Annotated in this window: 20 protein-coding genes and 1 tRNA gene; 6 read left to right on the top strand and 15 right to left on the bottom strand. The window is 66.0% G+C overall.

Translation table 11 applies throughout. From position 1 onward, the window contains the following. Positions 1–106: 106 nt before the first annotated feature. Entirely contained in the window at positions 107–901 is a 795-nt protein-coding gene (locus tag WBP07_RS02350; protein WP_395394037.1) for a response regulator, read from the top strand. Between the two features lie 88 nt (positions 902–989). Here WBP07_RS02350 and WBP07_RS02345 read toward each other — a convergent pair whose 3' ends face one another. Continuing rightward, entirely contained in the window at positions 990–1,361 is a 372-nt protein-coding gene (locus WBP07_RS02345; RefSeq protein ID WP_395394036.1) for a PilZ domain-containing protein, read from the bottom strand. A gap of 171 nt (positions 1,362–1,532) precedes the next feature. After that, positions 1,533–3,200, bottom strand: coding sequence for a CHASE domain-containing protein (locus WBP07_RS02340; RefSeq protein WP_395394035.1), 1,668 nt, complete (start codon positions 3,198–3,200; stop codon positions 1,533–1,535). Between the two features lie 434 nt (positions 3,201–3,634). Here WBP07_RS02340 and WBP07_RS02335 point away from each other — a divergent pair, with 434 nt between their 5' ends. The 3 genes from WBP07_RS02335 (at position 3,635) to WBP07_RS02325 (ending at position 5,281) form a co-directional block, all read left to right on the top strand. Further along, positions 3,635–3,856, top strand: coding sequence for a NepR family anti-sigma factor (locus WBP07_RS02335; protein ID WP_395394033.1), 222 nt, complete (start codon positions 3,635–3,637; stop codon positions 3,854–3,856). Further along, positions 3,849–4,394, top strand: a complete 546-nt coding sequence (locus WBP07_RS02330) for a sigma-70 family RNA polymerase sigma factor (RefSeq protein ID WP_395394032.1) — start codon at positions 3,849–3,851, stop codon at positions 4,392–4,394. The genes WBP07_RS02335 and WBP07_RS02330 overlap by 8 nt, the downstream gene beginning before the upstream one ends. A gap of 107 nt (positions 4,395–4,501) precedes the next feature. Beyond that, positions 4,502–5,281 (top strand): SDR family oxidoreductase, encoded by a 780-nt coding sequence (locus WBP07_RS02325; RefSeq protein ID WP_395394031.1) that lies wholly within the window; start codon positions 4,502–4,504, stop codon positions 5,279–5,281. Between the two features lie 25 nt (positions 5,282–5,306). Here WBP07_RS02325 and WBP07_RS02320 read toward each other — a convergent pair whose 3' ends face one another. The 4 genes from WBP07_RS02320 to WBP07_RS02305 form a co-directional block, all read right to left on the bottom strand. Beyond that, entirely contained in the window at positions 5,307–6,173 is an 867-nt protein-coding gene (locus WBP07_RS02320; RefSeq protein WP_395394030.1) for an NAD(P)-dependent oxidoreductase, read from the bottom strand. A gap of 145 nt (positions 6,174–6,318) precedes the next feature. After that, positions 6,319–6,921 carry a superoxide dismutase gene (locus WBP07_RS02315; protein WP_395394029.1) on the bottom strand — a complete coding sequence of 201 codons (603 nt, stop codon included), beginning with the start codon at positions 6,919–6,921 and terminating at the stop codon, positions 6,319–6,321. A 314-nt stretch (positions 6,922–7,235) separates the two neighbouring features. Then, a complete protein-coding gene (locus tag WBP07_RS02310; RefSeq protein ID WP_395394027.1) occupies positions 7,236–7,526 on the bottom strand; it encodes a hypothetical protein in 291 nt (96 codons plus the stop codon). A 74-nt stretch (positions 7,527–7,600) separates the two neighbouring features. Further along, positions 7,601–7,870, bottom strand: coding sequence for a GlsB/YeaQ/YmgE family stress response membrane protein (locus WBP07_RS02305; protein ID WP_395394026.1), 270 nt, complete (start codon positions 7,868–7,870; stop codon positions 7,601–7,603). Between the two features lie 234 nt (positions 7,871–8,104). On the opposite strand from WBP07_RS02305, the gene WBP07_RS02300 reads away from it, so the two are divergent. Continuing rightward, positions 8,105–8,794 carry an energy transducer TonB gene (locus tag WBP07_RS02300; protein ID WP_395394024.1) on the top strand — a complete coding sequence of 230 codons (690 nt, stop codon included), beginning with the start codon at positions 8,105–8,107 and terminating at the stop codon, positions 8,792–8,794. Positions 8,795–8,874: 80 nt separating this feature from the next. After that, positions 8,875–10,176 carry a fumarylacetoacetase gene (fahA, locus tag WBP07_RS02295; protein ID WP_395394023.1) on the top strand — a complete coding sequence of 434 codons (1,302 nt, stop codon included), beginning with the start codon at positions 8,875–8,877 and terminating at the stop codon, positions 10,174–10,176. A gap of 45 nt (positions 10,177–10,221) precedes the next feature. On the opposite strand, the gene WBP07_RS02290 is transcribed toward fahA, so the two are convergent. The 9 genes from WBP07_RS02290 to WBP07_RS02250 form a co-directional block, all read right to left on the bottom strand. After that, on the bottom strand, positions 10,222–11,160 hold the full coding sequence (locus WBP07_RS02290; protein ID WP_395394021.1) for an NAD-dependent epimerase/dehydratase family protein: 939 nt from the start codon (positions 11,158–11,160) through the stop codon (positions 10,222–10,224). After that, on the bottom strand, positions 11,157–12,305 hold the full coding sequence (gene proB / locus WBP07_RS02285) for a glutamate 5-kinase (RefSeq protein ID WP_395394019.1): 1,149 nt from the start codon (positions 12,303–12,305) through the stop codon (positions 11,157–11,159). Before proB ends, WBP07_RS02290 begins: the two co-directional genes overlap by 4 nt. A 114-nt stretch (positions 12,306–12,419) precedes the next feature. Next, positions 12,420–13,364 (bottom strand): DMT family transporter, encoded by a 945-nt coding sequence (locus WBP07_RS02280; protein ID WP_395394018.1) that lies wholly within the window; start codon positions 13,362–13,364, stop codon positions 12,420–12,422. Between the two features lie 124 nt (positions 13,365–13,488). Next, a complete protein-coding gene (obgE, locus tag WBP07_RS02275) occupies positions 13,489–14,544 on the bottom strand; it encodes a GTPase ObgE (RefSeq protein ID WP_395394017.1) in 1,056 nt (351 codons plus the stop codon). Positions 14,545–14,700: 156 nt separating this feature from the next. Beyond that, positions 14,701–14,776 (bottom strand) — tRNA-Ala (locus WBP07_RS02270). A 211-nt stretch (positions 14,777–14,987) separates the two neighbouring features. Further along, positions 14,988–15,764, bottom strand: coding sequence for a hypothetical protein (locus WBP07_RS02265; protein ID WP_395394015.1), 777 nt, complete (start codon positions 15,762–15,764; stop codon positions 14,988–14,990). A 109-nt stretch (positions 15,765–15,873) separates the two neighbouring features. Beyond that, complete coding sequence (locus WBP07_RS02260; RefSeq protein WP_395394014.1) at positions 15,874–16,626, bottom strand: Bax inhibitor-1/YccA family protein; 753 nt, start codon at positions 16,624–16,626, stop codon at positions 15,874–15,876. Positions 16,627–16,787: 161 nt separating this feature from the next. Continuing rightward, a complete protein-coding gene (locus WBP07_RS02255; RefSeq protein ID WP_395394013.1) occupies positions 16,788–17,597 on the bottom strand; it encodes a pyrroline-5-carboxylate reductase family protein in 810 nt (269 codons plus the stop codon). Between the two features lie 164 nt (positions 17,598–17,761). Continuing rightward, positions 17,762–18,271 (bottom strand): YbjN domain-containing protein, encoded by a 510-nt coding sequence (locus tag WBP07_RS02250; protein WP_395394012.1) that lies wholly within the window; start codon positions 18,269–18,271, stop codon positions 17,762–17,764. Positions 18,272–18,342: the final 71 nt, after the last annotated feature.

The following is an 18,342-nucleotide window of genomic DNA, read 5'->3' as shown; positions in this document are numbered from 1 at the left end:
CCCTCGCGCCACCGCCAGACACTTCGATTGATCGGGGTGGGAATAAGCCGGTTTCGCCGGGAATAAGACAACGGGAAGTAGCTTCCCAAGGAGCCGAGGAATTTCGATGTCCGTCTCTGACCAGATCGCAGCCCAATTGCCCTACTTGCGTCGCTATGCCCGCGCGCTGACCGGATCGCAGCATTCGGGCGATGCCTATGTCCGCGCCACGCTGGAGGCCGCGCTGGCCGACCGCACGCTGCGGGACGAGGTGGCGCAAAGCCGCGCGGCGCTCTACGCCGGCTTCACCCGCATCTGGGCCACCGGCCATGTGGAGGATCCCACCCCGCTTCTGCCGCCCGATTCCGATGGCGCCGAACAAGTTGCGCAGACGCGGCTGGCGAAAGTTCCCCCCACGCATCGCCAAGCACTTCTGCTGACCACGGTGGAGGAATTCTCGCGCGAGGATACGGCCACGATTCTGGGCGTGACGCCTGAGGAAGTGGACGCGCTGGTCATGCAGGCCGTGATCGAGATCGAAAGCGAAAGCGCGACCGACGTACTCATCATCGAGGATGAGCCGCTGATCTCGATGCAGCTTGAAGGGCTGGTGACCGAGCTTGGCCACAATGTCGTGGGCACTGCCGCCACGCATCGGCAGGCGCTGGAAATCTTCGAGCGCAGCCCGGCCGGGCTGGTGCTTGCCGATATCCAGTTGGCCGACGGCAGTTCCGGGATCGACGCGGTGGAAGACCTGCTGCGCTTCGGCGACGTGCCGGTAATCTTCATCACCGCCTATCCCGAGCGGCTGCTTACCGGCGAACGGCCCGAACCGACCTATCTGGTCACCAAGCCGTTCCAGGAAGCAACCGTGCGCGCCGCGATCAGCCAGGCGCTGTTCTTCGCACCGGGCGCTGCCTGACTTGGGATGGATGAGGCACCCCGGCCATCAGGCCGGGGTCGCCGAATGCGCCGCCGACGGGTTCGGTTGAGCGCTTCGGAAATATTCTTCAGTAATATACGGGCCGTTCGCCCGCGTCGATCGGGGGGAGCACCCTGCCGAACCGGTCACGCGGGGCCTGTGCCTCAAAATCGACCTCGGGCGGGGTGAAGCCCAGATGGCGGACAACCGCCTCATGCAGCGGCGTGTCGAAACGGACGCCGGCGCAGCAATCGTGCGACCATACCACCTGCCCGGTGGTCCGCTGGATCCCGCCGAAGGAAATCTCAACCGCGTCGCCCACCACCATCGGAAGCTGCGCAACGTCCAGCATGCCGCCGCCGACCGAGAGATTGTACAGGAAGACGGTGCCGATCCGCTCTCCGACGCGGCAATCGACCTGCTTCTCCACGATATGCCGGTCCCAGGCTCGCGAATCCATTACGTAACCCCCGAATAATATGACCGGGTCGGATTACGGCGCGTTCACTTAAATAAAGATGAAATAATACGAAAGAACGAGCTACGTGTTGGCACGGTTCGATGGCGCGAATGCGTGCTTTCGGGCAAGCAATCGCACCGCGCTTACAGTCCGCCCGCTTACAGTCCGCCCCTACAATCCACCCGGCCGCCGATCATTCCGCAGCGCGAATTCCCGGCTGAAGCGCACCGGGATCTTTAGGCGACATTCGACGCCGGCCGGCCGGAATTCCAGCTCTACTTCGGCTTTCAACTCGTGCGCGACGATCTTTTCGATCAGGTCGCGGCCGAACCCGCGCTTGGCCGGCTCGCTGACCGGCGGGCCGCCTTCCTCGCGCCAATGGACCTGGGCGATTTCGGGCGTAAGGATGTCCCAGTGGACGTGGATGCGCCCGTCGGGCCGGCTGAGCGCCCCGTATTTGGCGGCATTGGTGGCCAGTTCGTGGATCGCCAGCCCCAGCGACATGGCGTCGTTCGGGGCCAGCTTGATATCCGGGCCGGACATTTCGACGTGCCCCTCGTTACCCTCCATATAGGGCGCCAGTTCCGACCGCACCACGTCGCCCAGACCGGCGTGCCGCCAGTCCGATTGCGAAAGCAGGTCGTGCGTGGCCGAAAGCGCGCGGATGCGGGCGGTCAGACTTTCGGTGAAATCGTCGATATCGGTCGCCCGCCGCCGCGTCAGCGCCGCGATCGACAGGACGTTCGCCAGCGTGTTCTTGACGCGGTGGTTCAACTCGCGCGTCAGCGAGTTGCGGATCGAAGCCTGCCCCTGCAGCCATTCCAGCACGCGCCGGTCTTCCGCCGCGCGCCGGGTGATGAAGCGGCCGATCGCCATGACCATCAGCGACGTCAGCGCCCCGAAGAACAGCGTAATGCGCGATGCGGTGGACAGCAGGCCAACCTTGCGGTCGCTGATGACCACCACCCAGGTATGGCTGCCCACATCGATCCGCCGTTCCATCGTCGGCCCGGTCAACCCTTCGGTCTGGCGTTCGGCCAGCAGGTTTTCAGGCGCGACCGAACCGTCGTAGACGGCCACGTCGATCTGGTCGTTGCGGTAAAGTTCGGAGGCGGAGGCCAGGAACGTCTGGGCGCGAAACGGGCTGTAGACGAAACCCTTCACATCACGATGCCCGCCGTTGTTGACGATCACCGGCATGTAGATCAGGAACCCGGCCGCCTTTTCGGCGTCCTGCACCAGCTGGACCTTGCCCGATGCCACCGGCTTGCCCTGCGCCATCGCCCGCTCCATCGCGGCGCGGCGAACCGGCTCGGCAAACATGTTGTAGGCCACTGCCGTCCGGTTGGCCGGATCCTGCGGTTCGATGAAGACGATCGGCGCTGCAAATTCCTCCCCCACACCGGGGCGCGGATGCACCAGCCAGTCGGGATCGCGGCTTTCCTGAATCGCCACTTCGAGTTCGGACAGATGGTCGACCGGCACCAGTGGGGCCCAGCCCATTCCCAGCGAACCGTACAAGTCGCCCCGGCCCTGCAGATCCTCTGCAAAGGCGCGGAACTGGTCCTCGCTCACTTCCCGCTGGCTGGCGAACAGCGCGCCGCCGGCGCGCAGCAGCGCGATATTCTCGGTCGCGCGGCGTTCCAGCGCGGAGGCGATCTCGGTCAGGTTGCGGTCCAGCTCCACCCGGCGGGTCTGCCGGTCGGCCCGCTCGATCGCCATGACCGAGACCGCCGTGGTGATGGAAGCGATCACGAAAAGCAGGAACGGCCAGCCGCGCGGGTATTTGTGGAACCACGCCTGCTTCTGCACCCTGTCCAGCAGAGCCTGGTCAATCACACGGCGGTCCCCGCAGCTTCAAATCCGGTTTCCCGATAGGCATCCCCCGGGCGAACGGCAATTCGCAAAAGGAATCTGTCGCAAAAGGGGGCGGTCGCAATAGGACCAACCCCAAAAAGGCTACGCCCGGAATGAGGAAGGCTCATCCGTTGCAAATCATCGATGCAAGTCATCGTATGCGAGGGAACCTTGGGCGGGGCAGTTTGTTCCAGCCAAAACGATGCTTGCCCTTCGCGCCCCCGCAACGACGCCCGGACATCCGAAAGCGATCCCTTCCGCCGCCCGGCCGAGGATCGACGTGTCCGGGCAGAAGACGGCCGGTTCGACTGCGCAAGCGCCGCGCATGACGTATTTGTAATGCGTGACACTGCCCGCCCCATCCTTGACCGTGCCCCGATCCGTACGCAAGTGAGCAACTCGAAAGGGAGTTCGCATTGAATCAGCCTCCAGCACAAGGCGAGCCGGGTAAGCCCGGCATGCCCCCCGAAACCGGCACCGATACGCATATCGGCGGCGGATCGGGCGCCGGCGTCCGCGAGGGCGAGCCGGGCTGGGCCAAAGGCCTGAGGAAGCTGTACAACTCCGTGGTCGACGAACCGCTTCCGGACAGCTTCAGGGATCTCCTCAAGAAGCTGGACGGAAGCGACGATGACTGATCGCACCCGCGCCTCTCCGGCCGAGGAAGCTTTCCGCATCGAGTTGCTTGGCGTCCTGCCGCACTTGCGCGCCTTTGCCCGCGGCCTGTCCGGCCGGCCCGACTTTGCCGACGATCTGGTCCAGGAAGCGCTCATCAAGGCCTGGACCGCGCGCGAGCGCTATACGCCCGGCACCAACATGCGCGCGTGGACTTTCGCGATCCTGCGCAACCACTACTTGTCCGAACTGCGCAAGAGCCGTCGCCAGACCGATCTGGACGAAGGCACGGTGGAGCGCCTGCTGGTGATGGAGGCGGATCAGGAGAGCCCGCTGCATCTTGGCGACATGGAAGTGGCCTTGCAAAAGCTGGCGCCCGAACGGCGCGAAGCGGTGCTGCTGGTGGGCGCATCGGGTTTCAGCTACGAGGAAGCGGCAGAGATCGCCGGTTGTCCGATCGGCACGATGAAAAGCCGCGTCGCCCGCGCGCGCGGGGACCTGACACGACTGCTGGATGGCGAGCCGGAGCCCAACGGCCCGAAAGGCCGCCGTTCGGGCTGATCGATCTGCCGTACCAGGCTATCCGACTTGCGCAATCGTTCCGAGCACCCGCTTGCCGGCCCGGCCCCGCCACCTTAGGCCGGGTGCCGGTCATCAGGAGTATTGGCATGGATCTCGGCATTTCCGGACGCAAGGCGATCGTCTGCGCATCCTCGCGCGGGTTGGGGCTTGCCTGCGCCACTTCGCTGGCGCGCGAGGGGGTGGAAGTCTGGATCAACGGCCGCGATGCCGGCCGGCTGGACGAAGCCGCCGCCCGGATCGCGGCGGCCACCGGGGCGCAAGTTCACCGCGTGGTGGGCGACATGAGCCTTGCCGAAGGCCGCGCCGCCGTGCTGGCCGCCTGTCCGGATCCGGACATCCTCGTCAACAACAACCACGGCCCTCGCTCCGGCCGGCTTGCCGATCTGGAGCCGGCCGACTGGGAGGCCGCCGTTGCCGCGAACATGATCGCGCCGATCGAGATGATGCGCGCCGTGCTGCCCGGCATGCGCGCGCGCCGCTTCGGCCGGGTGGTCAACATCACCTCCGCGCAAGTGAAGGCGCCGACCGTGGACATGGGCCTTTCCGTCGCGGCGCGGGCCGGGCTGATGGCGATGACCAAGTCCGCGCAGGCCGAAAGCGTGGCGGATAACGTGACGATCAACAACCTGCTGCCCGGCCCCTTCCGCACCGACCGGCTGATGGAACTGGCCAAGCGCCGTTCCGCCGCCGAAGGGATCGATATCGAGGAAGCCTTCGCCCGGATCGGTCGACGCGGCCCCGCAGGGCGCATCGGCGATCCGAGCGAGTTCGGCGATGCCTGCGCCTTCCTCTGCGCGGCGCAGGCCGGGTTCATCTCCGGCCAGCACCTTGCGCTGGATGGTGGGGCCTATCAGGGGCTGATCTGACGGATCAGGGCCTGTCGGGGGCCGATCAGCCCTGGGCCTGCTTGATGGTGAAGTCCGCCATCGAGGCCCAGTCGCGCGCGGCATAGCCGCCCTCTACCGTTGCGCCCATCTGCGCGTGGACGGCATCGAGCATCGGCAAGCGGCCCTGCGTGCCCGGCGCGGTCTCGGCGGCGAGTTCCTTGGCGAGGCGCAGGTCCTTCAGGCCCAGCGTGGCCTTGAAGCCCGGCTCGTACTTGCCCTCGGAAATGATGCCTGAATAGTTCTGGTAGATGCGCCCGCCGAACAGCGTGCCGGTCAGCAGTTCGAAGAACGGTTCCCGCTCCACGCCCAGTCCTTCGGTGAGCACGACGGCCTCTGCCATGCCCTCGATGGCCATGGTGATCAGCATGTTACAGGCGATCTTGGCGGCATTGGCGCGCGGTGCGTCCTCACCCATGTCCCACACCTTGCCGGCGATCGCGGCGAAGACCGGGTCGAGCCCGCCGCGCAGCGCGGAGGGCCCGGCAAGGATCACATTGAGCTGACCCGCCGCCGCCACATCCGGACGGCCCAGCACCGGCGCCGAGAGATAGCCGACGCCCGCCGCCTCATGCCGCTCCACCAGTTCGCGCGCGAAGGCGACCGAGATCGTCGAGCAGACGAGGTGCACCACGCCCTTGGGCGCCGCGTCCAGCACGCCGCTGTCCAGCAGGACTTCCCGGATCGCGCCGTCTTCCGAAAGCATCGTCAGCACCACATCGCTGGCAAAGGCTTCCGCCGGGGTGGAAACCATGTCCACGCCTTCCAGCGTGCCGCCAGAGCGGTTCCACGCGCGCACGCGGTGCCCGGCCTGCGCCAGATTGCGCGCCATCGCAGTGCCCATCGCGCCAAGCCCGATGAATCCGATATCCATGTCAGAATGTCCTCTTGAAGGAAAACCAAGGGATGAGCGCAGGCCCGTGCCCTGCCCTCACCGCTTGGTTCCGCACATGTGAAAGGGCCGGACCGCCTGTGGCGACCCGACCCTTTTCAAAAAACCTGCGATCAGGCTTCCTGGCTTACGCCGGGTAGGTCCAGGCCGTACCACGGTCGAAGTTTTCGCCCGCGAAGTCCCAGTTGATCAGGTTCTCAAGCACAGCCTTCACATAGGCCGGGCGCTTGTTCATCTGGTCGATGTAGTAGGCGTGCTCCCACACGTCGATCGTCAGCAGCGGGTTGACGTCGGTGGTGATCGGGCAGCCGGCGTCGTGGGTCGAGATGACCTTGAGCGTGCCGCCATCGACGACCAGCCAGGCCCAGCCCGACGCGAAGTGGTTCACCGCTTCGTTCGACAGCGCTTCCAGCAGCGCGTCGAGCGAGCCGAAGTCCTTTTCGATGGCAGCGGCCAGCGCGCCGCTGGGCGCGGTCTTGGTCGGGCTCATCGAGTGCCAGTAGAAACCGTGGTTCCAGGTCTGCGCGGCGTTGTTGAACAGCGGGCCCGAAGCCGACTTGGTGATTTCGTCGACCGACTTGTCGGCGTTCGGCGTGCCGGCGATGGCAGCGTTCAGCTTGTCGACATAAGTCTTGTGGTGGGCGCCGTGGTGGATTTCCAGGGTCTTGGCCGAGATATGCGGTTCGAGCGCGTCCTGCGCGTAGGGCAGCGGGATCAGGGAAATGGTCATGGCTGTCTTCCTGTTTCAGGTTATCAAGAACGTAGGCTTCGAAGCATCTGGCCGTTCACCGGCGATCGCGTGGGAGCGACGGCGAACGCATCGAATGGGTCGCGGGCTATGTCTGTCTTATTGCCCGACAATTCAAGCACGGATTGCCTAGAAAACGAAGGCATGCGCAGCTTCTTTCCGACAAATGCAAAGCAAGGAAGGACAGCGGCCATGCCGCCATCCTTCCCGCAAACCTTCCCGGTTTCATTCCCCGCCCCAGATTCTCCGGCAAAACCCAGGAAAACGGGGCGATAGGGCGTCCTGTCAGGGGCGCCTTACTGGGGGTTCTGCTTGACCTCGTTGTCGGCCTTGTTGTGCAGCGCGTCGGCCTTGGCCTCGCCCGTCTTCTTCACGGCATCCGCCTGGGCGTCCATGGAATTGGCGGCGGCGCCGGTCATCTGGTCTGCCTGGTCATGCATGGCGTCGGCTGCGTTGTCGGAGGCCTGCTCCACGGCATCGGCCTGCTTTTCGGTCGCATCGTCAGCCTTGTTGTTGCAGGCGGCCAGGCCCAGCGTGGCAGCAGCGAGTGTCGCGACGGCGACGGTGGTCATGCGGATTGGTTTCATGTCTTTTGCATCCTTCCCTTTGAACACTCCGGAGGGGCACTCGCGTGAGCGAGCCCCTCCGGTCGCCGTTGGACTCAGCGGATTGAGCCGCGGCGGAACAAGTTGACGATCGCCAGCAGGATCACTGCGCCCAGGAACGAAGCGAACAGCGACATGATGTCGAACGCACCGCTTGTAATCGGCGCGCCGCCGATCAGCGGGGTAATCAGCACTCCGGCAATCAATGCGCCGACCACGCCGACGACGACGTTCAGAAACAGCCCTTGCTGCGCATCGGTGCGCATCAGGATCGAAGCCAGCCAGCCGATGACACCACCGACCACGAGGATAAGAAGAAGAGTCATTGTTGCATCTCCGTTATGGGTCGTAGTGATCAGGATAACGGGCTGGAAGAACGGCGGTTCCTGCAGGGGAGCAACATTTCGTCGTATTGGGATCGACTTGGACGAACGGCGAATCCGCCGAAACCAATTGGCTCCGCAACTTGTTCCCCGAACATGAGGCAAGCAGCCGGCAGACCGCGTAGCCCCGCCAGGGCCCCCATATCCGAACTTGCATCCGCGCTTGCGTCGGCATGCGTGGTCGCGGCGGGGTTCGTGGGGCTGCTGTTCGGACTGGACCTGCACATGCCCGCCGCCGCCCCGCATTCGGCGCTGGTGGCGATCGTGCCGACCCGGGATATCGCCACTCCGAAACCGCCACCTCCACCCCCGCCTCCCCAGCGACCGGCGCGCAAGGCGGGCGGCGGGTCGCCCACGCCGGAAGGGAGCAAAGGCGCGCCCATCGTGGCCCCTCCGGCCGCAGTGGTTCTCGCCCCTCCGCCGCCTTTCGCCACTGCCCCGGTCGCAGGCAGTGGCGGCACGGGAAACGAAGGTACCGGCACGGGGAGCGGCGGCAACGGGTCGGGCAACGGGTCGGGCAACGGACGGGGAAGCGGGGGCGGCAGCGGAGCGGGTCCAGGCGGCCCCAACGCGGGCGTGACCACCTATCCGCGCCAGATCGCCGGCAAGATGCACTTCGCCGACTTGCCCCCGGACTTGCGCAAGACCCGCGCCGGGGCGGAACTGACCGTGCGCTATCGCATCGGCACCGATGGAACGGTGAGCGGCTGCACGGTGATCGCATCCAGCGGCCGCCCGGAACTGGATGCCGCCACATGCGACTACATAACCAGCCGTTTCCGCTTCCGCCCGGCGCTAGACGCGGCTGGAAGGCCGACGGCTTTCGTCATGACCGAGACGCAAGGATGGAATAATGGCGCGCAATAATCTGGCACATCCGTCGTGACCTTACCGCCCGCCCGCGCTAATGAACCGCAACGAATAATTGTGAAGGAGCGGAAAGACCCATGCCCATCATCGACCAGACCCACGCGCCCACGCTGCGTTCCTGGGTAGAGAGCGCGAACGGGCATCGCGATTTCCCGATCCAGAACCTGCCGTTCGGCGTGTTTTCGCGGGCTGGCGAGCCCGCGCGCGGCGGCATCGCCATCGGCGCGATGATCCTGGACCTTGCCGCGCTGGCGCAGTCCGGCCTGCTGGACGGCGAAGCGCTGGACGCGGCACGGGCGGCTTCCGGCGACAGCCTGAACCCGCTGCTGGTTATGGGCGCGGCGCCCCGCGCCGCGCTGCGCCATCGCGTCTCCGCACTGCTGGCCGAAGGCGCTGCCGAGCGCGCGCAAGTGGAGCCGCTGCTGGTGCCGATGGCCGATGCCACGCTCCATCTGCCTGCCCGCATCGGCGACTACACGGACTTCTACGTCGGCATCCATCACGCCACCAATATCGGCAAGCTGTTCCGGCCGGACAATCCGCTGCTGCCGAACTACAAGCACGTTCCCATCGGCTATCACGGCCGCGCCTCCACCGTGCGGCCCAGCGGCGCGCCGGTGATCCGCCCGCAAGGCCAGACCAAGGCCCCCGATGCCGAGGCGCCCTCGTTCGGCCCGATCAAGCGGCTGGACTATGAGCTGGAACTGGGCGTGTGGATGGGCACCGGCAACGAAATGGGCCAGCCGATCCCGATCGGCACGGCGCTGGACCATGTCGCCGGCCTCACCCTGCTGAACGACTGGTCCGCGCGCGACGTGCAGGCGTGGGAATACCAGCCGCTGGGGCCGTTCCTTTCCAAGAACTTCCTCACCACCGTATCCCCCTGGCTGGTGACGATGGAAGCGCTAGCCCCGTTCCGTAAGGCACAGCCGCCGCGTCCCGAGGGCGATCCCCGCCCCCTGCCCTATCTGTGGGACGAGGCGGATCAGGCCGATGGCGCGCTTTCGCTGGAACTGGAGGTCTTCCTCTCCACCGCCAAGATGCGCGAAGCCGGGCTCGATCCCGTACGCCTCAGCCACGGCCCCGCTGCCAACATGTACTGGACGATTGCCCAGATGGTGACGCACCACGCCTCGAACGGCTGCGCGATGGCCACGGGCGACCTGCTGGGCACCGGCACGATTTCCGGCCCGGAAGACGGCACGCAAGGCAGCCTGATGGAGATCACCCGCGCCGGGAAGGAACCGATCACGTTGCCAGGCGGCGAAACGCGCACGTTCCTGGAGGACGGCGACGAACTCTCGCTGGCCGGTCACTTCGTGGCGGACGGTGCAGTGTCCATCGGCTTCGGCGCCTGCACCGGCACGGTGAAAGGCTGAAGTCCTCGTCAGAGCTGCGGCGCAGGAGCGTGCCGCGGCTCTCGATCAGAGCCAGCCTTCGCCGCGATACCATTCGGCCGTGGCGCGAAGCCCGTCGGCCGTGGCGATGCGCGGCTGCCAGACCGTGGCAGGCACGCGCGCCTCGGTGCCGACCACCCAGTCGGGATGGCTGAAATAGGTGGCCCGGTCCGCCGTCATCTTGGCATTGGCGCCGCGCAGGAAATTGTCGGCCTTGGCCGCCATCATCAGCGCCCCGCGCGAAAGGCCGATCACGCGCACCCGCTTGCCCATCGCGATGCCGATGGCGCGCGCCGTCTCGTCATTGGCCCAGCCGCCCGGCTGGCCGTCATCGGGTTCGAACACGCGGCCGGTCACCGGCTCGCCCACCGGCACCAGCGCCACCAGCAGCCGCGCCAGATCCTCGACATGGATCATCGAGGCGCGACCGTTCTTGGGAACCGGCACCACGCCCCAGCGGGCGGCGCGGAACAGTTCGAACATCTCCTTGTCGCGCGGGCCATAGATCGCCGGCGGACGCACGATGGTCCATTCCAGCGGGCTGGCCATGACCAGCTTCTCCGCCCGCGCCTTGGACGCGCCATAGGCGGAAAGCTGCGGTTCGCGCGCGGAGAGCGAGGAGACGTAGATGAAGCGAGCAATGCCCTTCACCACCGCCGTCTCGATCAGGTTGAGCGTACCGGCGACGTTGCCCGCCTCGAAACCGGCAACGTCCGGCGCGTTGACCACGCCGGCGACATGGATGATCGCCTCCGTCCCGCGCGTCAGCAGCGAGAGCGAGGCGGTATCGCGCAGTTCCCCGCGCACCCAAGTCACGTGCGGGTCCAGCAGCGGGTTCGGCCCCTGCTCTCGCCGGGTCAGCGCACGCACGTGATAGCCGGCGCGCACTGCCTCCTCGATCACGGATTGGCCGACGAAGCCGGTGGCGCCGGTAAGCGCGATTACGGGACGGTCGCTCTGGTTCATGCTCTTTCCGGTCGGGCCTTCAATACCATCTGGTCACGGTGGACCACGGACGAGCGCGGGGCATAGCCGAGAACGGCCGCCTGCTCACTCGAATGAAGCCCCTTGATCGCCGCACATTCCCCTGCGGCATATTCGGACAGGCCGTGGGCGATCACATGGCCCCGGCTGTCGGTTACGGCTACGGCGTCGCCACGCTCGAACGCGCCGTCCACCCCGATCACGCCCTTGGCGAGCAGGCTGGAGCCGCGCAGCAGCGCCGCCGCCGCGCCATCGTCCACCAGGATCGTGCCGGTCAGCCGCAGGCGGCCGCCCAGCCACGCCTTGCGCGCGCCGGCCTTTCCGCGCGGCAGAAACAGCGTGCCGATGCCGCCGCCGATAATACGTTCGATCGGCCGCTCCACCTGGCCATTGCCGATCACCATGGCGATCCCGGCCAGCTCGGCAATCTCGGCGGCCTGAAGCTTTGAAATCATGCCGCCCGAACCCATGCCGGAGTTCGATTCGGCGCTGGCCATGGCGCGCACTTCGGCGGTTACGCCTTCCACCACCGGGATCATCGCTGCGCCGGGCAGCTTCGGGTGGCGATCGTAAAGCCCGTCGATATCGGACAGCAGCAGCACCGCGCTTGCCTGCGCGGCCTGCGCCACGCGGGCGGCAAGGCGGTCGTTGTCGCCGAAGCGGATTTCCTCGGTCGCCACCGAATCGTTCTCGTTGATCACCGGCACCGCGCCCGCGTCCAGCAGGCGGCCCAGCGTGGCGGTGACGTTCAGGTAGCGCCGGCGTTCCTCAAGGTCTTCCAGCGTCAGCAGCATCTGCGCGGCCGTCAGCCCGTGGGTGCCCAGCAGTTCCGCCCAGAGGCCCGAAAGCGCGATCTGGCCGACTGCCGCGCTCGCCTGCGCATCGGCCAGCGATCCGCGCCCGCCCTTCTCCAGCCCCAGCGTCGCCGCGCCCAGCGCGATCGCGCCGGAGGAGACGACGATAACCTGCTGCCCGCGCGCGCGCGCCGCCGCGATCTCCGCCACCAGCGCGGTCAGCCATGCACGGCGCACACCTTCCGCGCCCACGAGCAGCGCCGATCCCACCTTGACGACAAGGCGAGGGCACAGGACGGGATCGGAAAGGTCTGTCAGACGGGCGATAGGCATTTCCCGCAAGCCTCTAGGTGAAATGCCACGCGCTGGAAAGCGCCCGTATGCGAAACATTTCGTCTCCTGTCTCACCCCGGGAACGATGGCGGTTCAGGCAGTGCTTTTCGAACGTCAGGCCGCCGACGCGCGGCGGGCCTGCCTTGCCCGAAACATCTCGTGCCCGCTCACCAGCAGAATGCCGGCGATCACCATGACCGCGCCGGCGATGAAAGCAGCCTCCAGCCGCTCACCCAACAGCAGCACGCCGAATGCCACCCCGAACAGCGGCGTCATGAACGACAGCACGCCAAGGCGCGATGCCAGATAGACGCGCAGCATGCCGAACCAGACCAGCAGGCTGACCAGCGAGACACCGATGGTCTGGAACGCGAAGCTGAGGCCCAGCAACGGCGTAAGTCGGATTGCCGTCTGCTCCGTCGCCAGCGCCAGCAAGGTCAGCAGCACGAAGGCGCCAAGCAACTGGTAAAGCGTGGTTACGGTGCTGGGCGCGTGGGAAAGCTTCGAGAAGCGCAGCGTCAGCGTCGTCGCGCCCCAGGATGCGCCGGCGCCGATGCCCATCAGATCGCCTATCCACGCCGAATTGCCTTTGCCGCCGCTGCTCGCTCCGCCCAGGAAAGACACCGCCACGCCCGCAAAGGCAGTGACGATGCCCAGCCATTGCAGCGGGCTCAACCGCTCTTCCGGCAGGCCGACATGCAGCCCCAGCGCCGTGAAGATCGGCGCGGTGTAAAGGAAGATCCCCATGTGCGAGGCGCTGGTGAAGCGCAGCCCCTCCCCCATGAACAGGTATTCCAGCGCGAACAGCACGCCGATCGCAAGACCCGGTTTCCATGTTCCGCCGCGCAGCGCGTGCCCTTCCCCGCGCCAGAACACCAGCGCAGCGATCGCCACGGCAGCGATGCCGGAGCGGAGGGCGATCTGCAGCACCGGCGCCATATCGGGCGCGGCGGCCTTCAGCGCAGTCTGCTGCATGCCCCAGATCGCGCAAAGCCCGACCATCATCAGGGCGGCCCGGCCGTCCACGGGCCGGCGCTGGTTCACATGAGAATCCGTCATCGCCCCGCCCCTTAGCGATATCTCGCCGGCAGCGGCAGGCCCAAAATCGCCCGCCATTGCGCCAGGCCTGGCCTCTACCGCTCTATCGCCGGCAAAGGCGGCGCCTGTTACAGAGCAAAAGCAATCAGATCGGCGACCAGGGCTTTGCGTCAACCTCTTCCTGCTCGCCTTCGGGACGTTCGGTGACGGTTGCGGCCGGAAGGTAGTCGATCACCGCGTCCAGCAGCTTCGACATGCCCTTGCCGGTGGCGCCGGAAATCGGGAACACTTCGTGCGCGCCGGCCTTCAGCAATTCCTTGGCGTATTCGGCGGCCAGTTCGTCATCCACAAGGTCGATCTTGTTGAGCGCGACCAGGCGCGGCTTGCCCTCAAGGCCGCCGCCATAGGCTTCCAGCTCTTCCTCGACGATCTGCATCGCCTCCACCGGATCGGTGTTGGAGATATCGATCAGGTGCACCAGCACGCGGCAGCGTTCGATATGGCCCAGGAAGCGGTCGCCGATGCCGGCACCGTCGGCGGCGCCCGCGATCAGGCCCGGAATGTCGGCCAGCACGAACTCGCGGTTCTTGTGCATGACCACGCCCAGCTGCGGACGCAGCGTGGTGAAGGCATAGTCGCCCACCTTGGCCTTGGCGTTCGACAGCTTGTTGATGAAGGTGGACTTGCCGGCGTTGGGCATGCCCACCAGGCCCACGTCGGCCAGCAGCTTCAGCCGCAGCCAGACCCACATTTCCTGCGCGGGAATGCCCGGCTGATGCTGGCGCGGCGCGCGGTTGGTGCTGGTCTTGTAGCTGGCATTGCCACGGCCGCCCATCCCGCCTTCCATCAGCGTGACGCGCTGGCCTGCCTCGGTCAGGTCGGCCAGGACCGTTTCGCGATCCTCGTCATCGATGATCTGGGTGCCGACGGGAACCTTGACGACAAGGTCCTTGCCCGCCGCGCCATTGCGGTTCTTGCCCATGCCATGGCCGCCGCGCGGGGCCTTGAAGTGCTGGGTGTAGCGGAAATCGATCAGGGTGTTGAGGCCAGCCACGGCTTCGAACACGACATCGCCGCCCTTGCCGCCATTGCCGCCATCCGGGCCGCCGTACTCCACGTACTTCTCGCGACGGAACGAGACAGCGCCCGGGCCACCGGCGCCGGAACGGATGTAGATTTTCGCCTGATCAAGAAAGTGCATGGGTTCGGTCCAGCGGATTCAAAGACGGCCACGGGCGGTGCTGCGACAAACGCGGCACCTCTGGCCAGATAAACAAAAAACCCGACCTTGTCGCGCATCCACGCCTCGGGCCGGGGTAGAACCGGTTCGTCCGGTTCAGGTCAGTCATGTAAGGATTGGTGGAGCCGAGGGGGATCGAACCCCTGACCTCGTCATTGCGAACGACGCGCTCTCCCATCTGAGCTACGGCCCCGTTCCATTCCTTTCCCAAGGCGAGTTACCGCATCGGGAGCGCTCCCTTAGCGAGAACAAAGGCGCGTTGAAAGAGCAAAAATGGCGGCGGAGGAAATTTCGGCCGCGCCCCTCGCCCCCGTAGAAACGAACGAACCGGCACGCCTTGCGGACGCGCCGGTTCGAAGAAAACCGCTAGCTGCGGGTTTGGCCCGCAGTTCTAGCCCGCAGCCTTACTGGGCGTAGGCCTGCTGCTGCGCCTTCACGGTCGGCGCAGCCGCCACCGGGGCCGCCGCCGTGCCGCCGGACTGCGGTGCCGCCAGCATCGGCGAGGGTTCGCCGGCACCGTAACGCGCGTTCCAGGCCGCCAGGTCAGCGCGGTACTGTTCATAGGAATTGAAGAATTCCATGTACGGCGCCTCTGCCTTGGCAAGACCGCCAGCGGCATAGCTGTCCAGCTGACTGGCCGGCAACGCCTGCATTTCGGCAGCAAGGCCGATCATGGCATTGCACAGCGCCGGAACCACCGGCGGCAGCGCGAAGAAATTGTAGACCTGCGTCTGGTAGGTTTCACGCGCCTTGGCGCCGCCCTTGCCATAGCGGGTGACGAATTCCTTCTCGACCGCCTTGTTGGTGGCCGCCAGCACCTTGGCATGGCGGACCAGGAAGTCCTTGTACCCAGCCAGGATCGGGCCATGGTCGGGGCCCATGCAGTTCAGCGCCGCCACGTTATAGGCCGAACGCAGGTTCCACAGCGTCTGCGCGGACGAAATGCCCGAATTGACGGTCGTGCGCGCACCGTTTGCACCCAGCGCCGGGATGATCATGTTCACTTGCGCGCCCATCGGCGGCATCGGACGCGGCGGGATCACGACAGCTGGCGGCGGCGGCGGCGGCGCCACGGCCACCTTTTCCGGCCCACAGCCAGCCAAAGCAACGGCGAGCGAACCTGCTGCCAGCGAAAGGCCCCATGCCAGGCCGCGTTTTTTCAGGTTTACCACCCCGTACACTCCAAATTTCCTCGATCTTTACTAACTACCGCGACCGGACGGCAAAGAAAATGCCCGGTGCGACGAATCGAACCGGGCATGGCAACTGCCAGATGTGGAAAACAGTGGATTACCTGCGATCGCCCAGGAAGCTCAGCAGGAACTGGAACATGTTGATGAAGTCCAGATAGAGGCGCAGCGCACCCATCACCACGGCCTTGCCGACGTATTCGGTGCCGCGAACGCTGTAATACTGGTTCTTCAGCGCCTGGGTGTCATAGGCGGTAAGGCCCGCGAAGATCAGCACGCCCAGGATCGAAATCGCCAGCTGCAGCGCCGTGGACTGCACGAACATGCCGATCAGCATGGCGATGATGATGCCGAACAGGCCCATCGTCAGGAACGTGCCGAAGCCCGAAAGGTCCTTCTTGGTGGTGTAACCCACCAGGCTGAGACCGGCGAAGGCCGCGGCCGTCGCGAAGAAGGTCGTCGCGATCGAGGCGCCGGTGAAGACCAGGAAGATCGAGGCCATCGACAGGCCCATGATCACGCAGAAGCCCCAGTAGAGCATCTGCAGCGTAGAGGTCTTCATGCGCTGGAAGCCGAAGCTCATGGCCATCACGAAGCCGAGCGGCGCCAGCATGACCAGCCAGCGCAGCGGGCTGGTGAGCACCTGCACGGCAAGGCCCGACGAAGCGAAGCCAAGCGCAACGACGCCCGAAAGCAGCACGCCGGAGGCCATGTAGTTGTAGATCGACAGCATGTAGCGACGCAGGCCGGTATCGTACGCGACCTTGCCGCCGGCCCTGCCGGATACCGTGCCATCTGGGCTCGGAGACGCTCCGAAGCCCGAACGGGGCTGGGGGTCGTTCCAATTCGCCATGTCACACTCCCTTAGACGGGTCCTCCGCCAAACGCGGGAACCCGGACAGCCTGAATATCGCCTCCGGCGCCCCGTATTTCAAGGAAAACCGGCCATGACTCTTTGTGTCAAAGTGTAAACGGGGTTGGCGACGAAGGAACCGAGCCCCCGCGCCCGCCCGATCAGGCGCGGCGCGCTTCCGCCGCCATCTCCGCATTGCGGTCGTTCGAAGCCTGCATGGTGGCCGCGATCAGCGCCGCCAGTGCGCCATCGGCGTCCAGCACGTTCATGCCCGCGCGGGTGGAACCGCCGGGGCTGGCGACCTTGTCCGCCAGTTCGCCGGGCGAAAACGGCGAGGCCGCCGCCAGTTGCGCTGCCCCCTCGACCATAGCCACGGCAAGGCGCTGGGCCTGCGCAGGCTCGATCCCGAGCTTCACGCCCCCCGCCGCCAGCGCATCGATGAAGCGATAGACGAAGGCCGGGCCGCACCCGGTCAGCGCCGTTACCGCGCTGAACTGCCCCTCGTCATCAAGCCATTCGGGCGTGCCGAGCGGCTCCATCAGCGCCGCCACTTCCGCGCGGCCGAGGTCGTCCAGCCCGCGCGAATCGAGTGCCACGGGGGACTTGCCGATCGCCACCGCCAGATTCGGCATGATGCGCAGGATCGCGCCGGCATTGGGAAAACGGGCGGAAAGGCTGTCGAACTCGACGCCGGCCAGGATCGAGAACAACACCGTGTGCGGGCCGACCAGCGGCGCGATCGCCGGCGCCGCGCCGTCCAGACCCTGCGGCTTGATCCCCAACATCACGGCATCGAAGCGCCCTTCCGCCGGCAGATCCTGAAGCAGCGTCACGCCTTCGGGCACGGATTCGCGCTTGGGATCGACCACTGTGAAGCGCGAAGCGGGAATGCCGCCTTTCAGCCAGCCTTCAAGCATGGAGCCGGCCATGTTGCCGCAACCAACGAGAAGGATGTTCTGAAAGCGGTCCATGTCATTTCCTCAAGCCATCACGCGCCGTCATGCGGCGAACGCGGGCGGCTTAGGCGACCGCCGGGTGCGTGCCAAGACCCAAGCGAGAAGAGGCGGACCGGGCCAGAAACGCGAATGGCCCGCAGCCAGTCCCGTTTGCAGGCCCGCTTTCCGCGAAAAGGCGCTCAGGCCTCTCCAGCAGCGTCGATCAGGGCAGCGGCCAGCGCTTCCGTCGGGGTCTTGTCGCCCCAGAGGATGAACTGGAACACCGGATAGAACCGATCGCATTCCTCGATCGCGGCTTCCACCACGGTCTGCGCCTGTCCGGGGCCAAGCAGCCCGTCCTCGCCGAGCATGAGGCCGTGGCGGTAAAGCACCACGCCGCCGTTCGACCAGACATCGAAATGGCCGACCCAAAGCTGTTCGTTGATGAGCGCCAGCGCCTCATACATGGCCTGACGCTTGGCATCGGTGATGCGCACATCCGGCAAGCAGAGCAATTGGAGCACCCGATCCTCGGCCCGCCAGATCGCCTGGAACTGATACGTGGCCCAGGCGCCCTTTACCTCGCCCGAAAGCTCATCCTCGCTTGCAAGCTCGAAGGGCCAATCGCGCGCTTCGAAGAGTGCCGCCAGCATCTCCACCGGAGCGCTGTCTTCCTCGTCACGGCCGATATCGTCCTGAACCGTTCTCATGATTTCCGACATTCGACCTCCGCAACGCCTGGCCGCATGGATGCTTCGCCTTGCCCCTGCTGCACAATCCG

The sequence above is a fragment of the Novosphingobium oxfordense genome (genome assembly GCF_044029435.1).
Lineage (GTDB): Bacteria > Pseudomonadota > Alphaproteobacteria > Sphingomonadales > Sphingomonadaceae > Novosphingobium.
Note: the sequence above shows the minus strand (reverse complement) of the source record. Positions and strands in the feature narration are given on the sequence as shown.

What these genes read in the sequence shown, in the direction of transcription:
- WBP07_RS02350 (WP_395394037.1), top strand. Translation starts at nt 107, where the DNA reads ATGTCCGTCTCTGACCAGATCGCAGCCCAATTGCCCTACTTGCGTCGC.
- WBP07_RS02345 (WP_395394036.1), bottom strand. Translation starts at nt 1,361, where the DNA reads ATGGATTCGCGAGCCTGGGACCGGCATATCGTGGAGAAGCAGGTCGAT.
- WBP07_RS02330 (WP_395394032.1), top strand. Translation starts at nt 3,849, where the DNA reads ATGACTGATCGCACCCGCGCCTCTCCGGCCGAGGAAGCTTTCCGCATC.
- WBP07_RS02325 (WP_395394031.1), top strand. Translation starts at nt 4,502, where the DNA reads ATGGATCTCGGCATTTCCGGACGCAAGGCGATCGTCTGCGCATCCTCG.
- WBP07_RS02320 (WP_395394030.1), bottom strand. Translation starts at nt 6,173, where the DNA reads ATGGATATCGGATTCATCGGGCTTGGCGCGATGGGCACTGCGATGGCG.
- WBP07_RS02315 (WP_395394029.1), bottom strand. Translation starts at nt 6,921, where the DNA reads ATGACCATTTCCCTGATCCCGCTGCCCTACGCGCAGGACGCGCTCGAA.
- WBP07_RS02310 (WP_395394027.1), bottom strand. Translation starts at nt 7,526, where the DNA reads ATGAAACCAATCCGCATGACCACCGTCGCCGTCGCGACACTCGCTGCT.
- WBP07_RS02305 (WP_395394026.1), bottom strand. Translation starts at nt 7,870, where the DNA reads ATGACTCTTCTTCTTATCCTCGTGGTCGGTGGTGTCATCGGCTGGCTG.
- fahA (WP_395394023.1), top strand. Translation starts at nt 8,875, where the DNA reads ATGCCCATCATCGACCAGACCCACGCGCCCACGCTGCGTTCCTGGGTA.
- WBP07_RS02290 (WP_395394021.1), bottom strand. Translation starts at nt 11,160, where the DNA reads ATGAACCAGAGCGACCGTCCCGTAATCGCGCTTACCGGCGCCACCGGC.
- proB (WP_395394019.1), bottom strand. Translation starts at nt 12,305, where the DNA reads ATGCCTATCGCCCGTCTGACAGACCTTTCCGATCCCGTCCTGTGCCCT.
- WBP07_RS02280 (WP_395394018.1), bottom strand. Translation starts at nt 13,364, where the DNA reads ATGACGGATTCTCATGTGAACCAGCGCCGGCCCGTGGACGGCCGGGCC.
- obgE (WP_395394017.1), bottom strand. Translation starts at nt 14,544, where the DNA reads ATGCACTTTCTTGATCAGGCGAAAATCTACATCCGTTCCGGCGCCGGT.
- WBP07_RS02260 (WP_395394014.1), bottom strand. Translation starts at nt 16,626, where the DNA reads ATGGCGAATTGGAACGACCCCCAGCCCCGTTCGGGCTTCGGAGCGTCT.
- WBP07_RS02255 (WP_395394013.1), bottom strand. Translation starts at nt 17,597, where the DNA reads ATGGACCGCTTTCAGAACATCCTTCTCGTTGGTTGCGGCAACATGGCC.
- WBP07_RS02250 (WP_395394012.1), bottom strand. Translation starts at nt 18,271, where the DNA reads ATGAGAACGGTTCAGGACGATATCGGCCGTGACGAGGAAGACAGCGCT.